Here is an 18,828-nt window from a genome sequence, read left to right as displayed (position 1 = left end):
CCAAAGCAAGTTCGAATCACGAATGGGGAAACCAAGGCGCGAAGCAGGGGAATGTGGAACTCGCAGGAATAGAGCGCAAGCTTCTTGCAGAACCGAAAGGCAAAGCCAGCGGGCGCACCGGCGCAAGACGTGGTGCGAGCGCTGGAGCACGAACCAAAACGGGAGCGAAAACAGGCGAAGGGCGTGGCATTGCAGGCACCCGCGTGAAAGCAGGCGAGCGTACAGGCGTGAGCCGTGGCCGTAAAGGGGCGCGAGCCAAAATGGGCAAGCGCGCAGCTGCAGGCCGCGGGCATGCTGCGCCGCGGGGCGCCCGCGCCAAACAGCGCACGGCTGCGCAGCGTGCGCCCGGGCCAGCACCGCAGCAAGCGACACACCGGCACGGTGGTGTCGCGCCCGCGGGGCGGGAAAGCGCTGCGGCGCATGCTGGCAGCGCAGGGGCACTACCGCCTGCGCAGCCGGCAGCAGCGCCCGAGAGCGGCTACGCCGAGGGCTTCCGCGACGGCGTGTTCGCGGGCGGGGAGGCGCTGGTGGCGCAGCACATCCCGCCTGATCATATTCTGCCTGCCGTGGCGGCGGCAGATCTGATCGAGGCGGGATTTCGCCAATATGCGCCCACCCTTACCCGGCTGGCCAGCCCTCATGAGATGGCTGGCCACATCCAGGGGGCACTGGATGCGCAGCGCCCCCTGTCCGTCGTTCGCCTCGGAGATGGCGAACTGCTGACCCTGGCAGCTGACACGGTTCTGCCCGGCGAACAAGTGCAGGAGCTGGCACCGTTTCTGCCCTATGCAGGGGTGCCACGCTCCACCCCGGACATCCGTGCTACGCTCGCGGAAGCCATTCGGGGCGCCGATTGGGTAGGTGTCCCCATCTCGCGTGCGCCCACCTTTCAGGGACTGTTATTTCCAGTAATGCGGCATTTCGGCATTGACTGGTCCCGTCTGAATCTGACCAGTTCCACGATTAACTACAGCCTGCATCATTCGGGTCTGTTGTTGCCTGTGGTACAGGGGCGCCGGGTGCTGCTGATTGGAAGCCAAGCTGCAGAGCTCGGGGCCTTGTTGAACGGTCGCGGGGTACAAGTGACAGGCATCATAGGAACAGTGGATGGGGTTGCGGATATCCCGAGAGTGATGCAGCAGACTGCGGAGCATTCGTTCGATATCGCTCTTGTAGCAGCGGGAATTCCGGCCGTCATTCTGTGCCGCCGAATCGCTGGTGAGCTGGGGCGGGTTGCCATAGATTTTGGACATTTGGCTGACAAATTGGTTACAGGAGAGCTTCATCTCTAATGGACGATCTGGTGTGACGTTCCATCGTAACGCGCATTTGGAAGAGGGGAAATGGAGGAAGCAACATGAGCACATCAGGCAGACGTTCAAAACAGCGGAAAGCATCGTCATCCGAAACCGTTGTTTTGCACTCAGCTCGAAGCCGTAGTGGGAGGAAGATTAGACGCCAAGGCTCAGGTAAACGGGCAGCCAAGAACGCAAAACTGTATAAGCAGGGCTACCATAAAGGCTATGATGAGGGCGTGCGACAGGGGGAAAGCTCATTCGGGCTGGTATTTGAGGGCGTAAGCATTATTATTCCGACGTACAACCAGCGCAAATATGTGCTGCAATGTGTTTCCAGTATTGAAAAGCATACACCGGCCCCCTTTGAAATTATCGTTGTGGATAACGCGTCAAAGGATGGCACGGTGGAAGCCATGCTTCGCAAAGGTGGCATGGTAAGGGTCGCTGCGCTGGATAAGAATCGCGGTTTTGCCGGCGGTGTCAATCATGGACTGATGATGGCGAGGGGTCGACATATCGTGGTGCTGAACAACGATACACTGGTCACCCCGGGCTGGCTGGAAAACATGATGACCTGTCTTGACAGTCATCCCGAGATGGGAGTCGTGGGTCCGGTTACGAATTACATTGGCGGAGATCAGCAGATTGAAGTCCCGTACAGGGAAGTGGAGGATATGTGGTCTTTTGCTGCCCGACATAATCGTCCGGATGCCACGAAACATCGGGAGACCGAAAGGCTGGTCGGATTTTGCTGGCTATTCTCACGGGAATTGCTGGAGCGGGTAGGTTATCTTGATGAAGGTTACGCCGTGGGCAATTTTGAAGATGACGACTGGATCATCCGGGTGAAGCTGGCGGGATACAGGCTGGGGGTAGCCGGGGATGCCTTCATACATCACTACGGAAGTGTAAGCATGAAGGGGCTGGGAGAACAGGATTATGAAGTCGTGAATAAGGATAACGAACAGTTTTATACACAAAAATGGGGAGATCCTCATGCGCTGGTTGCCGATACTTCCCGGCTCTCGCTGCATGCCAAGGTGTCGACCAGTCAGCAGGAAAACAAGACGCCCCAGGGCAAGTCAGACTCCCCTGATCTGCGACAGCGCATTTCCACCAAGGGCAGCAGCGATGTAACACATAAGCTGAGACGCAGCACGGACTTTTACCCGGAGGGCTGTTTCATCTCTGATATCAAGGGCGATGTTTATCGATTGATGCGTGGACAGCGACGCAAGCTGAACATCCCCGTTCCACGCGGCATTTCTCCCGTTCTGGTTGCGAAACCGGATCTGCTCGGGGTACCTGCAGGTGAGCCACTGATATCTGCGGGTGAGGTACAGGGCTGGCCCCTGGAAAGAAGTCATGTTCATGCTCAACCCGTTCAAAGCAACCGCGATGCGCTGGAGGAAGGCATGATTGTTGCCGCGACGAATGAGCGGGATATATGGTACCAGATTAGTGGCAGTAAACGCAGGAGGTTTGCAACCCCTTATGCTGCGGAACGGTGGGGAGTGCAATCCGGGCATATCGTTCATGTATCTGCGAACCAATTGCGTACGATTGAAGAAGGCTGGCCCATTATTGCTCCTCCCCAGCTCTTGAACGAAGATTTGTAATGACCGGGTTCGGCTGCCTTGTATATCGGCACGACAGAATGATGCGGAATGTGATGTACAGCGTATCGTAACGCTATACATCTTTCCGCATCCGAACTTTACATATATCGCGAATCATGAAATGTAACGATTGAAAGATTAACGATTTACTTTTACACGAGCATTATGCATAAACCCCAACAGCGTTTGCCAAACAAGTCTTTAACATGATTAGGGATACGTTCAAAGATTAAAGGAGCTCTTGAAGAGCTCTTTTCAAATTTTAAATTTAATCTTTCTATGTTCTTATAGGTTTATTCTATTGGAAGATCCATTGACGCTTGAAGAGGTGAGGAGTACATTTATAGCCATAATTCTTATTTAACAGATAGGAATTAATGGTCTGGGTGGTGATCCATCCCTGATCTGACAATGAAACAATCAGGAGGTATGCCGATGTCTTCTACATCGAAAAAAGTAGTGCTTTGGAGCAAAACAGGCTGTCATTTCTGCGGGGAGGTTAAGGCATTCCTAACGGCCCGCAACCAGCCTTTTGAGAACATCGAAGTGCAAGGCAACGATGTGCTGAGGGACGTGCTTGAAGCCAAATATGGCATTCGACATGTACCAGTCATTGAGGTGGGTGGAGACGGCAAGTATGAAGCATTGCTGGAGCCTGATTTGGAGAAACTGGCGGAACTTCTCGCCCAGCCCGATGAAGCAGCAGTCTGACCGGACGTGGCGGATCTCTTGATAAAGCAGTTTCCGGCTGCTAAAGGCTGTCATATCAGTGTGCAGCAGTCGGAGACTTTTATAAGCTCTAATCCATCCTCTTATTTAGATATCCAATCCTTATATAGAAAAGTTCTATAAGCAACGCTGTTGACCGATGTGCGGGGCAGTGATAAGATTTGTGAAATTAAAGCTGACCAAACTCATAGGAATAGTTAACTTTTGAATTTTCTTCTTTCGTTATCCGTATCAGATCGGACTTTAGAAATTTCTTGATATATCCTAATCCAAGGAAGGCGGAATGTAATATGACGGCTCAGCGCAGTTTGAAATTTGGAGCGATTGTCCACGGTGTCGGAGGCAGCATGACGACTTGGAGACACCCGGAGATTCAATCGGATGCCAGTGTGAATTTTGAATTTTACAAACGCCAGACGTTGAAGGCAGAAGAAGGCAAATTCGATCTCGTTTTTATCGCTGACGGTCTTTATATTACCGAGAAATCCATACCTCACTTCTTGAATCGATTTGAGCCAATCAGCTTGTTGTCCGCCCTGGCCGCCATTACGTCACGGATTGGTCTGGTTGGAACACTCTCCACCTCCTATAGTGATCCATTCACAGTTGCCAGACAGTTCGGTTCCCTTGATCTGATTAGTAACGGCCGCGCTGGCTGGAATGTGGTTACATCCCCGCTTGAAGGTTCAGCCAAAAACTACAGCAAAAGTAACCATCCTACCCACCCGGAACGTTACCGGATTGCAACCGAATATTTACAGGTGACCAAGGGCTTGTGGGATTCGTGGGAAGACGATGCCTTTGTAAGAGACAAAGAAAGCGGCGTTTTCTTCGATCCATCCAAGCTGCACACACTCAATCATGAAGGAGAGTTCTTCTCCGTACAGGGCCCACTTAACATTGCACGTTCAAAGCAGGGGCAGCCGGTTATTTTCCAGGCAGGTTCTTCAGAAGATGGCAAGACCCTTGCTGCCAAAGAAGCGGATGCTGTTTTTACAGGGCATGATTCTATTGAGGATGCTCAGGCCTTCTACAAAGATGTCAAAACCCGCGCAACAACCTACGGACGTTCCACACAGGATATCGTCATTTTGCCAGGGATCAATCCAATCATTGGACGGACAGAAGAAGAAGCAGAACAGAAATATCAGGAGATTGCCAGCCTGGTCACTATCGATAAAGCGCTGGACTACCTGGGACGTTTCTTCGAGCATCATGACTTCTCCCAATATCCGCTGGATGAACCATTCCCTGAATTGAATGGCATTGGAAGCAACAGCTTCCGCAGTGGTACGGACAAAATCAAGCGGGATGCCAAAGAGCAAGGATTGACGCTGCGTGAAGTAGCCCTGCGGGCAGCAACACCGAAGAGCAAATTCCTTGGCACACCGGAGCAGGTGGCTGACAAGATCCAGGAATGGTTCAAAGCCGAAGCGGCGGATGGTTTCATTATTCATTCCGAACTGCCAAGTGGATTGGCCGATTTCGTAGAACTGGTTGTTCCGATTCTGCAAGAGCGTGGTATCTATCGCACCGAATACGAGCATGACACATTGCGTGGCAATCTCGGTGTGCAAATTCCCGTGAATCGTTACACGGCTGCCCGGGAGCAAGTGGGAACCGAGGCTTAAGAAACTGTGAAGCTGAAATTCGGCACAGTCAAGGAATGAGGCGTCTGGATAAGCTATTCAGATTGCATATGCGGAAAGTGCCGAATGATGCTGTAAAACCAAGTTAACGGATAGGTTATGTTGATAAAAACCTATAATTCATTAAATCATTAATTCAATGAATCAATGACACCTGTATACACAGAGGGGGAAGCTATATGAACAGGTCTATCTCATGGATGAAATATATGGCATTGGCGGCAGTATTGGTGCTGGTATTATCCGGTTGCGGAGCGGCAGGTAACTCGAACAGTGCAGTTCAGGCTTCCGGTGGGGAGCAGGCGGCTGGGCAAGCAGAAGGTGGGAACCTGACCTACGCACTCGCCACATCGCCGGATACGCTGGACCCGCATCGAAGTGGCCTTGCCGTGACCGTACGTGCGATCCGAACGATCTATGACAATCTGGTGGTACAGCTGCCGGATGGTTCCATCAAACCTTGGCTTGCCAAGGAGTGGAGTGTATCGGAGGATGGCAAAAGTTATACGTTCAAACTGCGTGAAGATGTGAAGTTCCATGATGGCACACCATTTAACGCGGATGCCGTGAAGTTCAATCTGGATCGGGTGATCGATCCGGCCACCAAAGCCGCCAATTCCCTTGCCCTGATTAGACCTTATAGCTCCTCGGAAGTTATTGATGAATACACCATCAAGGTGAATCTGGAACAACCTTCGCAAGCCTTTCTCGGCAACTTGAGTCAGGCCCTGCTGGGGATCGTATCTCCTACAGCCGCCAAAAAGTATGGCGATCAACTGGGTAAAAATCCGGTAGGGACCGGTCCGTATACCTTTGTGAAATGGGATGAAAATGCGGATGTCGTTGTCGCCAAAAACAAGGATTACAACTGGGCTCCCGAAACCGTTGAAAATGAAGGTGCCCCTCATATTGATACGATTACGTTCAAAATTGTACCGGAAGAAGCAACACGCATCGGCAGTGTACAGAGTAAGCAGGTACTTGCCGCCGAGACCGTTCCGCCGCAAAATATTGCTGCCCTGAAGAACGATCCGAACCAGCAATTGCTGCAGGCCAATACCGTTGGTTTGCCATATACCCTCTTCTTCAATCTGCGCAAAGCGCCTTGGGATGATGTGAAAGTCAGACAGGCGGTGCAATCTGCAGTTGATGTGGAATCCATCGTGAAGACACTGTATCTGGGCAACTACGAACGCGCGTGGTCTGCACTGTCTCCGGGAATCCTCGGTTATAATGCTTCTCTGGAAGGAAGTATCAATCCGGATATCAACAAGGCCAATCAGCTGCTTGATGAGCAAGGTTGGGTCAAGGGAGCAGACGGCATTCGTGAAAAAGATGGTAAGAAGCTGACCCTGCATTATGTGGACGGTTCGCCGAATCGGGAGAAACGTAACGACATTGCAGCGATTATTCAGCAGCAGCTCAAGCAGGTGGGTATAGCAGTTGAGGTTGAAATTACGAAGGACGTTGCTACGGTCATCTATCAGAACTGGGATTATGATCTCTATGGCAACAGCCAGGTCAATTCTGATCCGAATGCGCTCTATGCCTTCTATCATACGAGTGCAGAAGGTGAACGTCCGACATTATCCGGTTTATCTGATCCGAAGATCGATAAACTGCTCGAACAGGGAGCGGTGGAGACTGATCCGGATAAACGCGTGGATATCTATAATCAGATTCAGCAATATCTGATCGAGCAGGCTGTAATTCTACCGATCTATGTGTTCCCTTATACAGTGGCTGCATCCAAGTCGGTGCAGGGTATCAAGTTTGATTCACTCGGGTATCCGTTGTTCAATGATGTTCGGATTCAGCCATAAAACGTACCGTCAATTATGCAGACTGGAAGGAGACGACCCGGTATGGTTCAAACGATACTGACAAGACTTGCTACATCGCTTCTGGTTATTTTGGGAGCTTCGGTGTTGGTGTACTGCATCATGTATCTGCTGCCGGGTGATCCGGTCCTGCTTATGCTGGACCCGTCATCGGCAACACCGGAGATGATTCAGAACCTGCGGGTTCAGCTGGGTCTGGATCAGCCGTTTTACATCCAGTTTGCCAACTATTTCGGAGACATGCTGCGTGGGGATTTCGGCAAATCAATGATTAATTCCGACCCGGTGCTGCCCAAAATATTGGAACATTTCCCCGCCACACTGGCGTTGACCGCGCTCAGCTCAATCATTGCGATAACCATTGGCATTACGCTCGGCGTACTGTCTGCCATTCATCGTAATGGCGTGATTGATTTTATCGCCCGGCTCGTTGGATTGTTTGGCATCTCCATGCCAACCTTCTGGACCGGCATTCTGTTGATCCTGTTGTTCTCGGTCCAGCTCGGCTGGTTCCCGGCGATGGGTTCCGACGGATTCAGCTCTTTGGTGCTTCCTGCTGCAACACTAGGCCTCGTCGGTGCGGGTTTCATCGTACGTATGGTGCGTAACAGCATGCTGGAAGTGGTGAACGAACCGTTTATCGTAGCATTGCGAGCAAAAGGTCTTTCACAGCGAACCATCATGTACGGTCATGCGCTGCGTAATGCGCTGATTCCTGCGGTGACGGTCATCGGCATGTTGATTGGTGATCTTCTCGCAGGAACCGTCGTGGTGGAGACGGTCTTCTCCAGGCAGGGTATCGGCAGAATTATCGCGGATGCGTTGATGGCCAAAGACCTGCCTGTTGTGCAGGGCGTAGTCTTTTTCACAGCGATTATCTATGTAGTGTTGAATTTACTGGTGGATATCTCTTATGCGTACATTGATCCCAGAGTTAGGCGTGCAGTCCGAACGTGAGGACGGATGGAACAGTCTGAAACATCTGAACGCGTAGTGAGGAAGGAGGAGTCTTATGAGCATGAAACCATTGGTGGGTGATGAAAAAGGTTGGACGGCCAGAACAGGGCGTTTACGCCTCTGGAGTCGCCGTCCCCTGCGTCACCGCGTCTCATTCGCGGTATCCCGTTTATTCTTTTATGCAGCTTTGCTGGTCGTGGTGTTTACCGTCACTTGTGCAATCGTGCCGGGATGGATTGCTCCTTATGATCCAACTCAGATGATGACGGATGCCATCCTGCAGGCTCCCTCTGCTGCGCACCTGTTTGGGACAGATTATTTTGGCAGGGATATCTTCAGTGTGGTTGTGCATGGCAGCAGGGATTCACTGCTGATTGGATTTGCCTCGGTGCTGGTGGGTGGTCTTGTGGGCAGTGCCCTTGGCATTATTGCCGGCTATGCAGGAGGTATTTTGGATACAATCACCATGCGGGCCGTCGATATTCTGATGGCTGTTCCGGGCGTGTTACTGGCATTATCCGTCGCGGCAGCGTTGGGGCCTGGACTACTTAACATTGCACTGGCTGTTGCGGTATCCTCCATTCCGGGGTATGCACGGGTGATGCGTGGGCAGGTCATGTCCGTTAAAGGTTTGCCTTTTATTACAGCTACACGTTCACTTGGGGGCTCCAATGCCCGTATTTTCTGGAAGCATGTACTGCCTCATTCGTTGTCACCGTTGCTGGTTATGGCGACGCTGGGCGTGGGCACCTCCATTCTGACAGGCTCCGGGCTCAGCTTTCTCGGACTTGGCGTGTTGAAGGAAATTCCGGACTGGGGAGCGTTGCTCTCGCAAGGGAGAGGTTATCTGACGGTTGCCTGGTGGATCTGTACCTTCCCGGGACTCGCAATTACCATGTTTGTACTGGCGGTTAATCTGATTGGAGACGATATTCGCGATCGGTTGGACCCCAAAGTAAATGGAGCGGCTTGACCGCTATTCCAAGGAGGAATCATGATGTCACATGTCGTTATTATTGCCGGATCGCCTTCCAAACGTTCGCGTCTGACAGGCCTTACGGATTACAGCAGCAATAAATTAAGAGTGGCAGGCATTACCGTTGAGGTGATTCATGTAGTCGACCTGCCAGCGGAAGATCTAGTGCAGGCCAAGTTTGATAGCTCATTCATTCGTGATGCACTCGCTGTTGTCGAAGCCGCGGATGCAGTTATCGTGGCTACACCGGTATACAAAGCATCGTACTCAGGCGTGCTGAAGTTGTTCCTGGATCTGATTCCACAGGAAGGACTGCGGGGCAAGCTGGCTCTTCCATTAGTCATCGGCGGCTCGATTGCCCATCTGCTCGCCATCGATTATGCATTGAAGCCTGTTCTGGCAGCACTTGGCGGAAGACATATTCTCGGTGGAGTATACGCGGTTGATCAGGGAATTGATCGGCTTGATGACGGAAAATATGTGCTCTCGGCGGATATTACTGCACGATTGGATCGTTCCCTGGAAGAATTGATATTGACTCTGGAAAAGAATGGTATTACGATATCATAAAACCAAGTAAATTCATTGGATAAATAGATATAAAAATTGAACTATACAGTTACACAAGAACGTAGAGGACAGAAAAAACCTGAAGAAGCGGAGCTAAAAGCTTTCTGAAAGAAAGCTGCATCGGAAGCATACGCTTCGCCTTTATCCCCGGATTTTCCCCTTTGAAAAAGGGATGAAAAAAATCTGGGGATAACAGCGATCGGAAGGTTGTTCTGTCATCGGAGTGGCAAGTGTAAATCTTCTTCGTTCAATTTGTAATTCGGGGGGCGCTTATGAATATTGAGAACATTGAAGCATTTGTATACATCAATCATTACGGAAGCTTCAATAAGGCTGCCGAGGTACTCTTTTTGTCCCAACCTTCTGTCACCGCTCGTATTCAGTCCCTTGAACGTGAACTCGGCTGCAAATTGTTTGACCGTCTTGGCAAACAGATTGTGCTCACGGAAGAGGGGAGAAAATTCCTTCCCTACGCCCAGCAGGTGCTGCAAGTGATTCAGAAGGGCAGACAGAAGATCCAGCAACGCCGTACGACGCCCGATGCACTACGACTCGGTAGTACGGTATCCGTATCCAACTATGTCATTCCCGACTTTCTGCCCAAAATCAAGGAAGCTTACCCTGAGGTCAGCATTAAGCTGACGACAGCAACGACAGACCAATTGATCGCCAAGCTGCTCAGTCAAGAGATTGATCTGGCGTTTGTTCGCAAGGTCATGCACCCGGCGATTCGTACGGTTGCTTTTTATGAAGATCCAATTCAGCTTTACGTTTACAAGGGACATCCGTTTATAGAACGTGGGCATGTCAGTATGGAAGCCATCCGGAATGAGCGACTGGTCTTTTTCGAATGTGGTTCACTGGACTGGCTGCGTATTCACCGGGCTTTTGACTCGCTGGAACATCCGCCGGATATTACATATCACGTTGATCATTCGGAAACGGCGAAGAAACTGGTTATGCAGGGGGCAGGCATCGCATTTCTTCCTGGGTTAACGGTGCAGAAGGAAGTACGGGAGCAGGAACTGTTCCCCATTCAGGTGCACGAGGTTGCAGGTGTATCATTGCAGATCAGCGTCGTTACGTTAAAAGAAGAACATTCGCCTTTTGCAGAGCCTTTCGGGGAACTGCTACGGCAGCTATAGAGACTCATTAAGGAAGTAAGGAAGGATTTAAAAAGTCAGGTTCGGCATGATCGAAGGAGGAGAATATGATGGGTATTCGTGTTGGCATATTGGATCAAACCCCGATCTATGAAGGGGAGACGCCGATTGATGCTTTTCGGCATACGATTGAATTGGTACAGCGGGCTGAACAGCTTGGATTTCATCGTTTCTGGGTATCGGAACATCATGATTCAGGCCATGTTGCCGGCTCCTCACCGGAAGTACTCATCTCCCACTTGCTGGCCCATACGGAGCGGATTCGTCTCGGTTCTGGCGGGGTGATGCTTCAACATTATAGTCCCTACAAAGTGGCCGAGAACTTCAATGTGCTCTCTGCGCTTGGCCCAGGGAGAATCGATCTTGGTATTGGGCGTGCTCCGGGGGGATTGCCCCGTTCCACACAGGCACTACAACAAGGGATTCAGGAGGCCGCTTCACTTAAGGAGAAAATCAATCAGGTGAAGCAGTTCATCCATAATGAACCGCATGAAGATGAAACACATCCTTTGGCCGGCTTGAGCGCTGCGCCAGTATCCCAAATCCCGGCCGAGCTCTACGTGCTTGGGGCAAGTATCGATAGCGCAGGCATGGCGGCAGAATTGGGACTGCCTTATGTATTTTCACTGTTTATTAATAGCAACACGGAGGTTGCTCTGGAGGCTTTGCGTATTTACCGGGAACAATTCGACCGCTCACATGGACGGGAGCCGTATGCCATCCTCGCTATATCATTAATTGTGGCGGAGAGTGCGGAAGAAGCCGAAGGACTGGCAAGTGAACATATGCTGGTCAAGATCCATCTGGAGAATGGCAAGGTATTGACGGTTGGTTCCGTTGAGCAGGCGGAAGAATTCGGACGGCAATCGAACGAGAAGTATCGGATCGAGATTCTGGAGCCAAGTGTGACGAGAGGTACGAAGGACACGGTTGTTCCGACTCTGGCGAAGTTCCAGCACGATTTTGCCGTGGATGAACTGATTGTTACTACAGCCACACGTGATTTTGCCAAGCGTATTCGTTCATTTGAACTGTTGCGGGAGGCGCTGGATGAGCAGGGACTGGGCGAATTCGCGAATGAGTCGACACCTGCGCAAGCGGTGATCGGTTAGGCATATACATGGTATAGAGCATACCTGCTGAAGCGAAGTGACCCGTGTATTATATTAATCCATCTTACATGGCACATACGATGATAAAAGGAGGCAATATCGTGAGCAGTGATCTGAAACAGCCTGAGCAACAGGCAGAGCAAGAAGAACAGAGCCGCAAGCATGAAATTTACGTTGGGCAGGATGAAGAATTCGCAGAGCACTTAACCGCGATTCGGCGACATTTGCATCGTAACCCCGAGCTATCCGGAGAGGAACGGGAAACGACAGAAGCCATTCGAGGCTGGCTGGTGGAGGAAGGGGTACGGATTGCAGATGAATATTCGCTGCGAACGGGCCTTATTGCTGAAATTGGGCAGGGCAATGGCCCAATAGTGGCCTTGCGCGCAGATATTGATGCCCTGCCGATCCAGGAAGAAACGAAGCTGGAGTATGCCTCGCAAATCGCTGGCCGAATGCACGCTTGTGGTCATGATGCACACACCGCCATTCTGATCGGTGCTGCACGATTGTTGAAACAGCGTGAGTCCCGGCTGCAAGGGAAAGTTCGGTTGATTTTCCAGCCTTCGGAGGAGAAGGCGACGGGGGCACGGCAGGTTATTCAGAGCGGAGCGCTATCGGAAGTTCAGTCTATTTTTGGTTTGCATAACAAACCGGATCTGCAGGTTGGTACGGTAGGTATCCGTGAAGGAGCGCTGCTCGCAGCGGCAGATGGTTTTGTGGTTAAAGTGGAGGGGGTCGGAACCCATGCGGCAGTGCCTGAAGCGGGCATTGACCCGATTGTGGTTGCATCTCATATTGTGACTGCATTACAGGCCATCGTGAGTCGTAATGTCGGAGCACAGGAGAGCGCCGTGATCAGTGTGACCAAAATTCACAGCGGCACCGCCTGGAACGTGATTCCAGAAGAAGCGATATTGGACGGCACCGTGCGTACTTTTGACGAGAAGGTTCGTGCCCGGATTCGCGAGCGTTTCAACCAGGTGGTTGCTGGAGTAGCAGCAGCCTACGGGACACAGGCTACCGTGCGCTGGATTCAGGGACCACCTGCCGTGGTCAATGATGCGTCATTGGTTGCAGCGGCGGAGCAGGTCGTGAGCGAGGTTGGGTTGAACAGTATCCGACCGATACCTTCCCCGGCTGGCGAAGATTTTTCCTTTTATCAAAAGGAAGTCCCAGGTCTGTTCCTCTTCCTCGGAACGTCAGGCCCACACGAATGGCATCATCCTGCATTCGATGTTGACGAACGGGCGCTGCCGCTTGGCGCACATCTCCTGGCAGCGCTGGCTGAACAGTCACTGCAGAAGTTGCAGTCAAACGGAGAATAAGCGATAACTGCTACGTAAATGCGCGAATAATGAATAAACTGGTACAATAGCGAATGGACGCAAAAAACGGTGACCTCAAACAGGTGACCGTTTTTGCTATTCCCGTATTTTTAATTTAGTAGTTGTAGTTCAGCTGAACCGTTGGTTGCACTGGGGATGTATCGGGGAACGATCGTGGAGGAGCTTGAACGTAATCGTCTCTCGGATGCAAAGAATGAATATGCAAAAGCATTGCTGGCATCCGTGATGCCTTTTAGTCGTCGTTGATGTACCTCTAATAGCAAACGTTGAGATAAATAGAGCTGACGTAAATACGTCATCTCTGTTCCCGTTTAAACACAAAATTACAGTCATAATGCTCTCTTTTGGATATGGAAATATTTGTTGACGCCGTCAAATGGGATGTGCTATATTTTTCTCGACCTTTAATCGTAATGATTACTATTATAATTATTTTATATAAATTAACTACACATTTACACAAGAACGTAGAGGACAGAAATAACCTGAAGAAGCGGAGCTAAAAGCTTTCTGAAAGAAAGCTGCATCGGAAGCATACACCTCGCCTTTATCCCCGGATTTTCCCCTTTGAAAAAGGGAATCAAAAAAATCTGGGGATAACAGCGATCGGAAGGTTGTTCTGTCATCGGAGTGGCAAGTGTAAATATTCTTTATTTCAATTTAGCTAAGTGAGCTCAGGCTTAATTCCATCACAAGAATAGGAGTAGCGGCCGCGATGAAACAGGAGATTGATTTTATCAAGTTTAATCCCACTCAAAATATGACGGTTCTGGTGAAGACGAATCATCCTGCTGAGACATATCCACACATCGCCGCCCAAATTATGTCCTATGACAACGTATACGCCGAACAAGTGGGATTCATTGGCGGAGCGATAAAACCGGAGGCGGCTGCCCATTTGGAAATGGCCGGTGGAGAGTTCTGCGGGAATGCCTGCATGGCTTTGGCTGCGTATATCACGTCCGAGAACGAGTTGAAATCCACTGATTTCACAGAAATCGTCTTGGAAGTTTCCGGGACAGATCAATTAATCAGATGTCAGGTGAAGCAGCAGCAGAATGAATATTTTTGCCAAGTCACGATGCCCATACCTGAGCAGATTGAACAACGAACCGTCAAGTATGAGGGAATCGATATGGATATGGTGATCGTTCGGTATCGGGAATTCATCCATATCGTCATCGAAGTGGAAGCGTTTGATGAAACGATGAGAAAGAGGGCTCAAGCGCTGGCGCGATTATTAGGCTTAACCTTGGGGGATAAGCTGATTGGCATTTTATTATACAAATCCCAATCGGAGGAGCTGGCACCGCTCATATTTGTCCCACAGCTAGATAGTCTGATCTGGGAAAGGGGGTGCGGTTCAGGTACAGCCTCGGTGGGAGCCTATCTGGCATGGAGCAGGCAAAAGGAAATCGTTCAGCATATCAAGCAGCCTGGTGGTGCGATTAAAGTGATGGCTGAGTGGAATGGAGAAGAGCTTGAGCGAATTACGATCGAAGGATCTGTTGGAATCGTGGCCCAGGGCAAAGCCTTTATAGATGCATGACCATGACGAGTTATAGGAGGAAAAGGAATGGAGACATTGATTGATTTTCAAACATGCTTGAGTGAATTTTCCGGGAAATTCGATGAGTTGACAGGCAGATATGATCATACGGTTCAGCACAGCTCAGAGCTGGAGGCTTTAATTGATGACTATTCCACGTTTATAACGGACAAGGAGAATGAACGAATCTGGGAACAGCTCGATCATCAGGAATCAGGCAGCATGCATCAACTTGTCCTTGATCTACGAGACAAATCTGCACGGTGTGTGGCGGTCATGGAGAAATATCGGGCATTGAAGCTGCAAGACGGAGATGTGGAAATCGCGGATTATTTCAGAAATATAGAAGAATGTATTGAAAAAGAGTTTGGCAGCTTTCATGTCACCTCGGATTCCAAAGTGCTGCTGGTAGGCTCCGGGTCCTTTCCCATGACGCCTTTGTTTATCGCCAAGCGAACAGAGGCAGAGGTAGTTGGCATCGATATTGACGCAGAAGCCATTACACTCGGGCAGAAGGTTGTGGAGAAGCTGGGTGCGGGCTTGAACATCCATTTGGAGCAAACATTGGTGCAGGACCTTGCTTTTACGAGAAAAGCAACACATATCATTTTCAGTTCCACCGTTGCCAATAAATATGATCTCCTCGATCAATTGCATGTATTGACGAATGAACATGTGGTGGTGGCGATGAGGTACGGTAACCAGTTAAAGTCGTTGTTCAACTATCCGATGAGAGAGACCGACAGCAGCAAGTGGAAAATGGTCGACAATATTCTTCGTCCGGATGATGTGTTCGATATTGCGTTATACCAAAAAGCATAGCTCGCTTGAGCTTGGGAAAGAGAGGTCCATATGAGCGAATTTCAACGAGTTCTGTTGCTCGGAACAGGCCCTGCATCCATTCAGCTGGCAGTAACGCTCAAAAAGCAATTCAATTGCACCGTAGGAATGGTGGGAAGAGAATCGGTACGCTCAGAATCTTTTTTTGAAGCAGTTCGGCAAAGTGACGGATTCATTGGAGCAAGCATTCAAAATGAAAAGCATCGACCATTGGCAGGTGAATGCTTCATCGATCGGGTGTTTAAGGGATATGAGACGATTGAAGGCGAATGGGATACACTCATTTTCGCTGTGACAACGGATGCTTATGTCGATGTATTGAAACAAATGAAGGATAACTTCATCAAACAAGTGAAATGCATTATTTTGGTCTCTCCAACCTTTGGCTCCAACATGCTGGTAAGCCATTATGTGGGGCAGCTGCATGCGGATACGGAAGTGATCAGCTTCTCTACCTATCTGGGGGATACTCGATGGATGAACGACCAACCGTCCAATCATGTCATTACAACAGGAGTCAAGAAAAAGGTCTATATCGGTTCTACTTCAACTCCTTCTGAACATGTGGACAGACTGTGCAAGATGTACGAGCAATTGGGCATTGCGCTGGAAGTTATGTCTTCTCCAATCGAGGCAGAAACGAGAAATATATCTTTATATGTGCACCCGCCACTGTTCATGAATGACTTCTCATTGGATGCCATCTTCGGAGCGTCAGACACTCGGAAATATGTATATAAAATCTACCCCGAAGGTCCTGTAACCCAATATTTGATTCGGGACATGTGGACACAGTGGAACGAAATTATGACGATTACGGATAGGCTCTGTATCCAGGGTGTCAATCTGCTTCAGTTCATGACGGATGATAATTATCCGGTACGATTGGAGAGTTTATCACGCCACGATATAGAGAATTTCAATCAGTTGCAAGACATTCATCAAGAGTATTTATTATACATACGATACACCTCGTTGTTGATTGATCCCTTTTCGGAGCCCAACCCGGAGGGCAAGTATTTTGACTTTTCGGCCGTTCCCTTCAGGAAGATGTTTGTCAATCAGGATGGAGCGTTGGACATTCCCAGAATGCCCAAGGAGGATTATTACCGCATCAAAATCATTCAGGGCATTGCAAGACATTTGCAGGTAAGCTGCCCAACCATCGATTCGTTTATTGACACCTATGAGGGGAAGATTCAAGAAGTCGCTCGCGCTCACCCGGATCAGGATCTATCCGATGCATTTGTCCTTCAATCCTTCGATGAGGACATTCGGATGATCTGCGCAGGGCTGGCGAACAGCAAGGTTTAATTACATCTCAATCTATACAAGTGAACCTGAATTTTACATCATAACGGAGAGTGCAGAACCAATCTGAAGAAGCGAAGCGTGCGCCTTTATCCCCGGATTTTTCCTTCTATATAAGGGAATCAAAAAAATCTGGGGATAAGAGCGATCGGAAGATGGTACTGCAATCGGAGTAGCACGATGTAACATTTTCTAAGTGAACTTGTATATATCTTTCATGATCAGGGGGAAAAGTTGTGAAAAAGGGTAGTGCTTTGGGTTTAATGTTGCTGTTATTGTCTGTCATTACCGTGCTCGCAGGATGTGGGCAAGATAGGGGGACAACAACGGAGTCAGCGAATAGCGAGGTCAAGTCTGAACTCATTTATGCATCCGCCAAGGATATTAATGATATGAATCCTCATTTATACACCGGTTCTATGCCCGCACAAGGGATGGTTTACGAATCCCTGGTTGAAAACACGGTCGATGGAATCAAGCCATTACTGGCAGAATCATGGGAGATTGCCGAAGACGGGAAAACGTATACGTTTCATTTGCGACAGGATGTGAAATTCCATGATGGTGAACCGTTTAACGCCGAGGCGGTCAAACAAAATATCGATGCGGTTCAGGCGAACGCCGAAAAACATGCCTGGATTAAGCTGTCTACCAAAATCGTAAGTACAAAAGTCATGGATGAATACACATTCGAACTGGTGCTTTCCGATCCCTATTATCCAGCTCTGGTGGAGCTGTCCATGACCAGACCGTATGTATTTATATCACCCAAAGATTTTACGAATGGTGGCACAAAGGACGGGGTAAGCGGCTATCACGGCACAGGACCCTACAAGCTGACAGGACATAAAATCGATGAGAATGCAACGTTCGAAGCCAATGCAGATTACTGGGGCGGCGCACCTGAGATCCAAAAAATCACGTCCAAGGTTCTCCCGGCAGGGGAAACGACATTACTGGCATTACAGAAGGGCGAAATCAACTTTATATTCACCGATGATCGGGGTGCCGACAGCATTGATGTTGAAGCCATGAATCAATTGGCTGACTCGGGTGATTTTCAAGTGGTCCGAAGTGAAGCGATGAATACGAATATGATCGTAGCCAATAGCAGCAAAGTGGATAACCCTGTTCACGAAACGGCAGTTCGTGAAGCGATATGGTTTGCCATTGATCGGGAAACGATCAGCAATGACATTTTTAACGGAACTCAGACCGTAGCGGACACCTTATTCTCGTCAAATGTTAACTACGCCCATGTTGAATTGAAGAAGCGGGAGTATAATCCCGAGACCTCGAAAGAGCTTTTGGAGAAAGCAGGTTGGACACTCACAAACGGTAAGGCAGTAAGAACGAAGAATGGCCAGTCATTAGCTCTGACATTGTATTATGACAGCAATTCATCTTCGCAAAAAACACAGTCGGAATTGATCCAGCATGCCTTAAAAAGATTGGGCATTCAGCTGGAGATTGTCGGTGAGGAATCCACTTCCATCGCGAACAGAAGGGCAACCGGGGAATATGATCTGCTGTTTAATCAAACCTGGGGACTGGCGTACGATCCACAGAGCACCATCTCTGCGTTCACTTCGGATTCCGCCTATAAACATACAACAAGCGGCATAACCCAGGCGGATGAACTATATAAGAAAATTGATAAAGTTATGGTTTCTACAGATGAGTCATCCCGCCAATCCCTGTACGCCGATATTATGAAAATTGTCCATGATGAAGCCGTGTTTATTCCTATTACCAATGGGCGAGTAACTGTCGTGGCTCCCAAAAACCTGGACGGAATCTCATTCAAACAGACTCAATATGAGTTGCCATTTGAGCAAATGAATTTTAAATAGAGCGGGGATGGA

At 49.5% G+C, this 18,828-nt stretch carries 15 protein-coding genes; all 15 read left to right on the top strand.

Annotated elements, in window-relative coordinates:
• Positions 1 to 527 precede the first annotated feature (527 nt).
• The 15 genes from AC3ITG_RS26345 (at position 528) to cntA (ending at position 18,816) form a co-directional block, all read left to right on the top strand.
• Complete coding sequence (locus AC3ITG_RS26345) at positions 528 to 1,292, top strand: GT-D fold domain-containing protein (RefSeq protein ID WP_489251824.1); 765 nt, start codon at positions 528 to 530, stop codon at positions 1,290 to 1,292.
• Between the two features lie 65 nt (positions 1,293 to 1,357).
• Complete coding sequence (locus AC3ITG_RS26340; protein WP_489251823.1) at positions 1,358 to 2,917, top strand: glycosyltransferase family 2 protein; 1,560 nt, start codon at positions 1,358 to 1,360, stop codon at positions 2,915 to 2,917.
• Between the two features lie 435 nt (positions 2,918 to 3,352).
• Positions 3,353 to 3,628, top strand: a complete 276-nt coding sequence (locus AC3ITG_RS26335; protein WP_063566643.1) for a glutaredoxin family protein — start codon at positions 3,353 to 3,355, stop codon at positions 3,626 to 3,628.
• A gap of 308 nt (positions 3,629 to 3,936) precedes the next feature.
• Complete coding sequence (locus AC3ITG_RS26330; RefSeq protein WP_489251822.1) at positions 3,937 to 5,277, top strand: LLM class flavin-dependent oxidoreductase; 1,341 nt, start codon at positions 3,937 to 3,939, stop codon at positions 5,275 to 5,277.
• A gap of 197 nt (positions 5,278 to 5,474) precedes the next feature.
• A complete protein-coding gene (locus AC3ITG_RS26325; protein ID WP_413030311.1) occupies positions 5,475 to 7,118 on the top strand; it encodes an ABC transporter substrate-binding protein in 1,644 nt (547 codons plus the stop codon).
• Positions 7,119 to 7,160: 42 nt separating this feature from the next.
• On the top strand, positions 7,161 to 8,093 hold the full coding sequence (locus AC3ITG_RS26320; RefSeq protein ID WP_062324145.1) for an ABC transporter permease: 933 nt from the start codon (positions 7,161 to 7,163) through the stop codon (positions 8,091 to 8,093).
• A gap of 55 nt (positions 8,094 to 8,148) precedes the next feature.
• Positions 8,149 to 9,066, top strand: coding sequence for an ABC transporter permease (locus AC3ITG_RS26315; protein WP_413030309.1), 918 nt, complete (start codon positions 8,149 to 8,151; stop codon positions 9,064 to 9,066).
• Between the two features lie 24 nt (positions 9,067 to 9,090).
• A complete protein-coding gene (gene ssuE / locus AC3ITG_RS26310; protein ID WP_413379810.1) occupies positions 9,091 to 9,639 on the top strand; it encodes an NADPH-dependent FMN reductase in 549 nt (182 codons plus the stop codon).
• Between the two features lie 272 nt (positions 9,640 to 9,911).
• Entirely contained in the window at positions 9,912 to 10,784 is an 873-nt protein-coding gene (locus tag AC3ITG_RS26305; RefSeq protein WP_053783190.1) for a LysR family transcriptional regulator, read from the top strand.
• 68 nt (positions 10,785 to 10,852) lie between these two features.
• Complete coding sequence (locus AC3ITG_RS26300) at positions 10,853 to 11,914, top strand: LLM class flavin-dependent oxidoreductase (RefSeq protein WP_489254534.1); 1,062 nt, start codon at positions 10,853 to 10,855, stop codon at positions 11,912 to 11,914.
• 101 nt (positions 11,915 to 12,015) lie between these two features.
• Positions 12,016 to 13,242: an amidohydrolase gene (locus tag AC3ITG_RS26295; protein WP_489251821.1), complete on the top strand. Its 1,227-nt coding sequence runs from the start codon at positions 12,016 to 12,018 to the stop codon at positions 13,240 to 13,242.
• Between the two features lie 736 nt (positions 13,243 to 13,978).
• Positions 13,979 to 14,812 carry a histidine racemase CntK family protein gene (locus AC3ITG_RS26290; protein ID WP_489251820.1) on the top strand — a complete coding sequence of 278 codons (834 nt, stop codon included), beginning with the start codon at positions 13,979 to 13,981 and terminating at the stop codon, positions 14,810 to 14,812.
• 27 nt (positions 14,813 to 14,839) lie between these two features.
• Positions 14,840 to 15,634, top strand: a complete 795-nt coding sequence (locus AC3ITG_RS26285; RefSeq protein WP_413373390.1) for a nicotianamine synthase family protein — start codon at positions 14,840 to 14,842, stop codon at positions 15,632 to 15,634.
• Positions 15,635 to 15,664: 30 nt separating this feature from the next.
• A complete protein-coding gene (locus AC3ITG_RS26280; RefSeq protein ID WP_489251819.1) occupies positions 15,665 to 16,966 on the top strand; it encodes an opine metallophore biosynthesis dehydrogenase in 1,302 nt (433 codons plus the stop codon).
• 260 nt (positions 16,967 to 17,226) lie between these two features.
• Positions 17,227 to 18,816, top strand: coding sequence for a staphylopine-dependent metal ABC transporter substrate-binding lipoprotein (cntA, locus tag AC3ITG_RS26275; protein ID WP_489254533.1), 1,590 nt, complete (start codon positions 17,227 to 17,229; stop codon positions 18,814 to 18,816).
• Positions 18,817 to 18,828 lie beyond the last annotated feature (12 nt).

This window comes from Paenibacillus sp. GL_099_B, from assembly GCF_057835695.1.
Note: the sequence above shows the minus strand (reverse complement) of the source record. Positions and strands in the feature narration are given on the sequence as shown.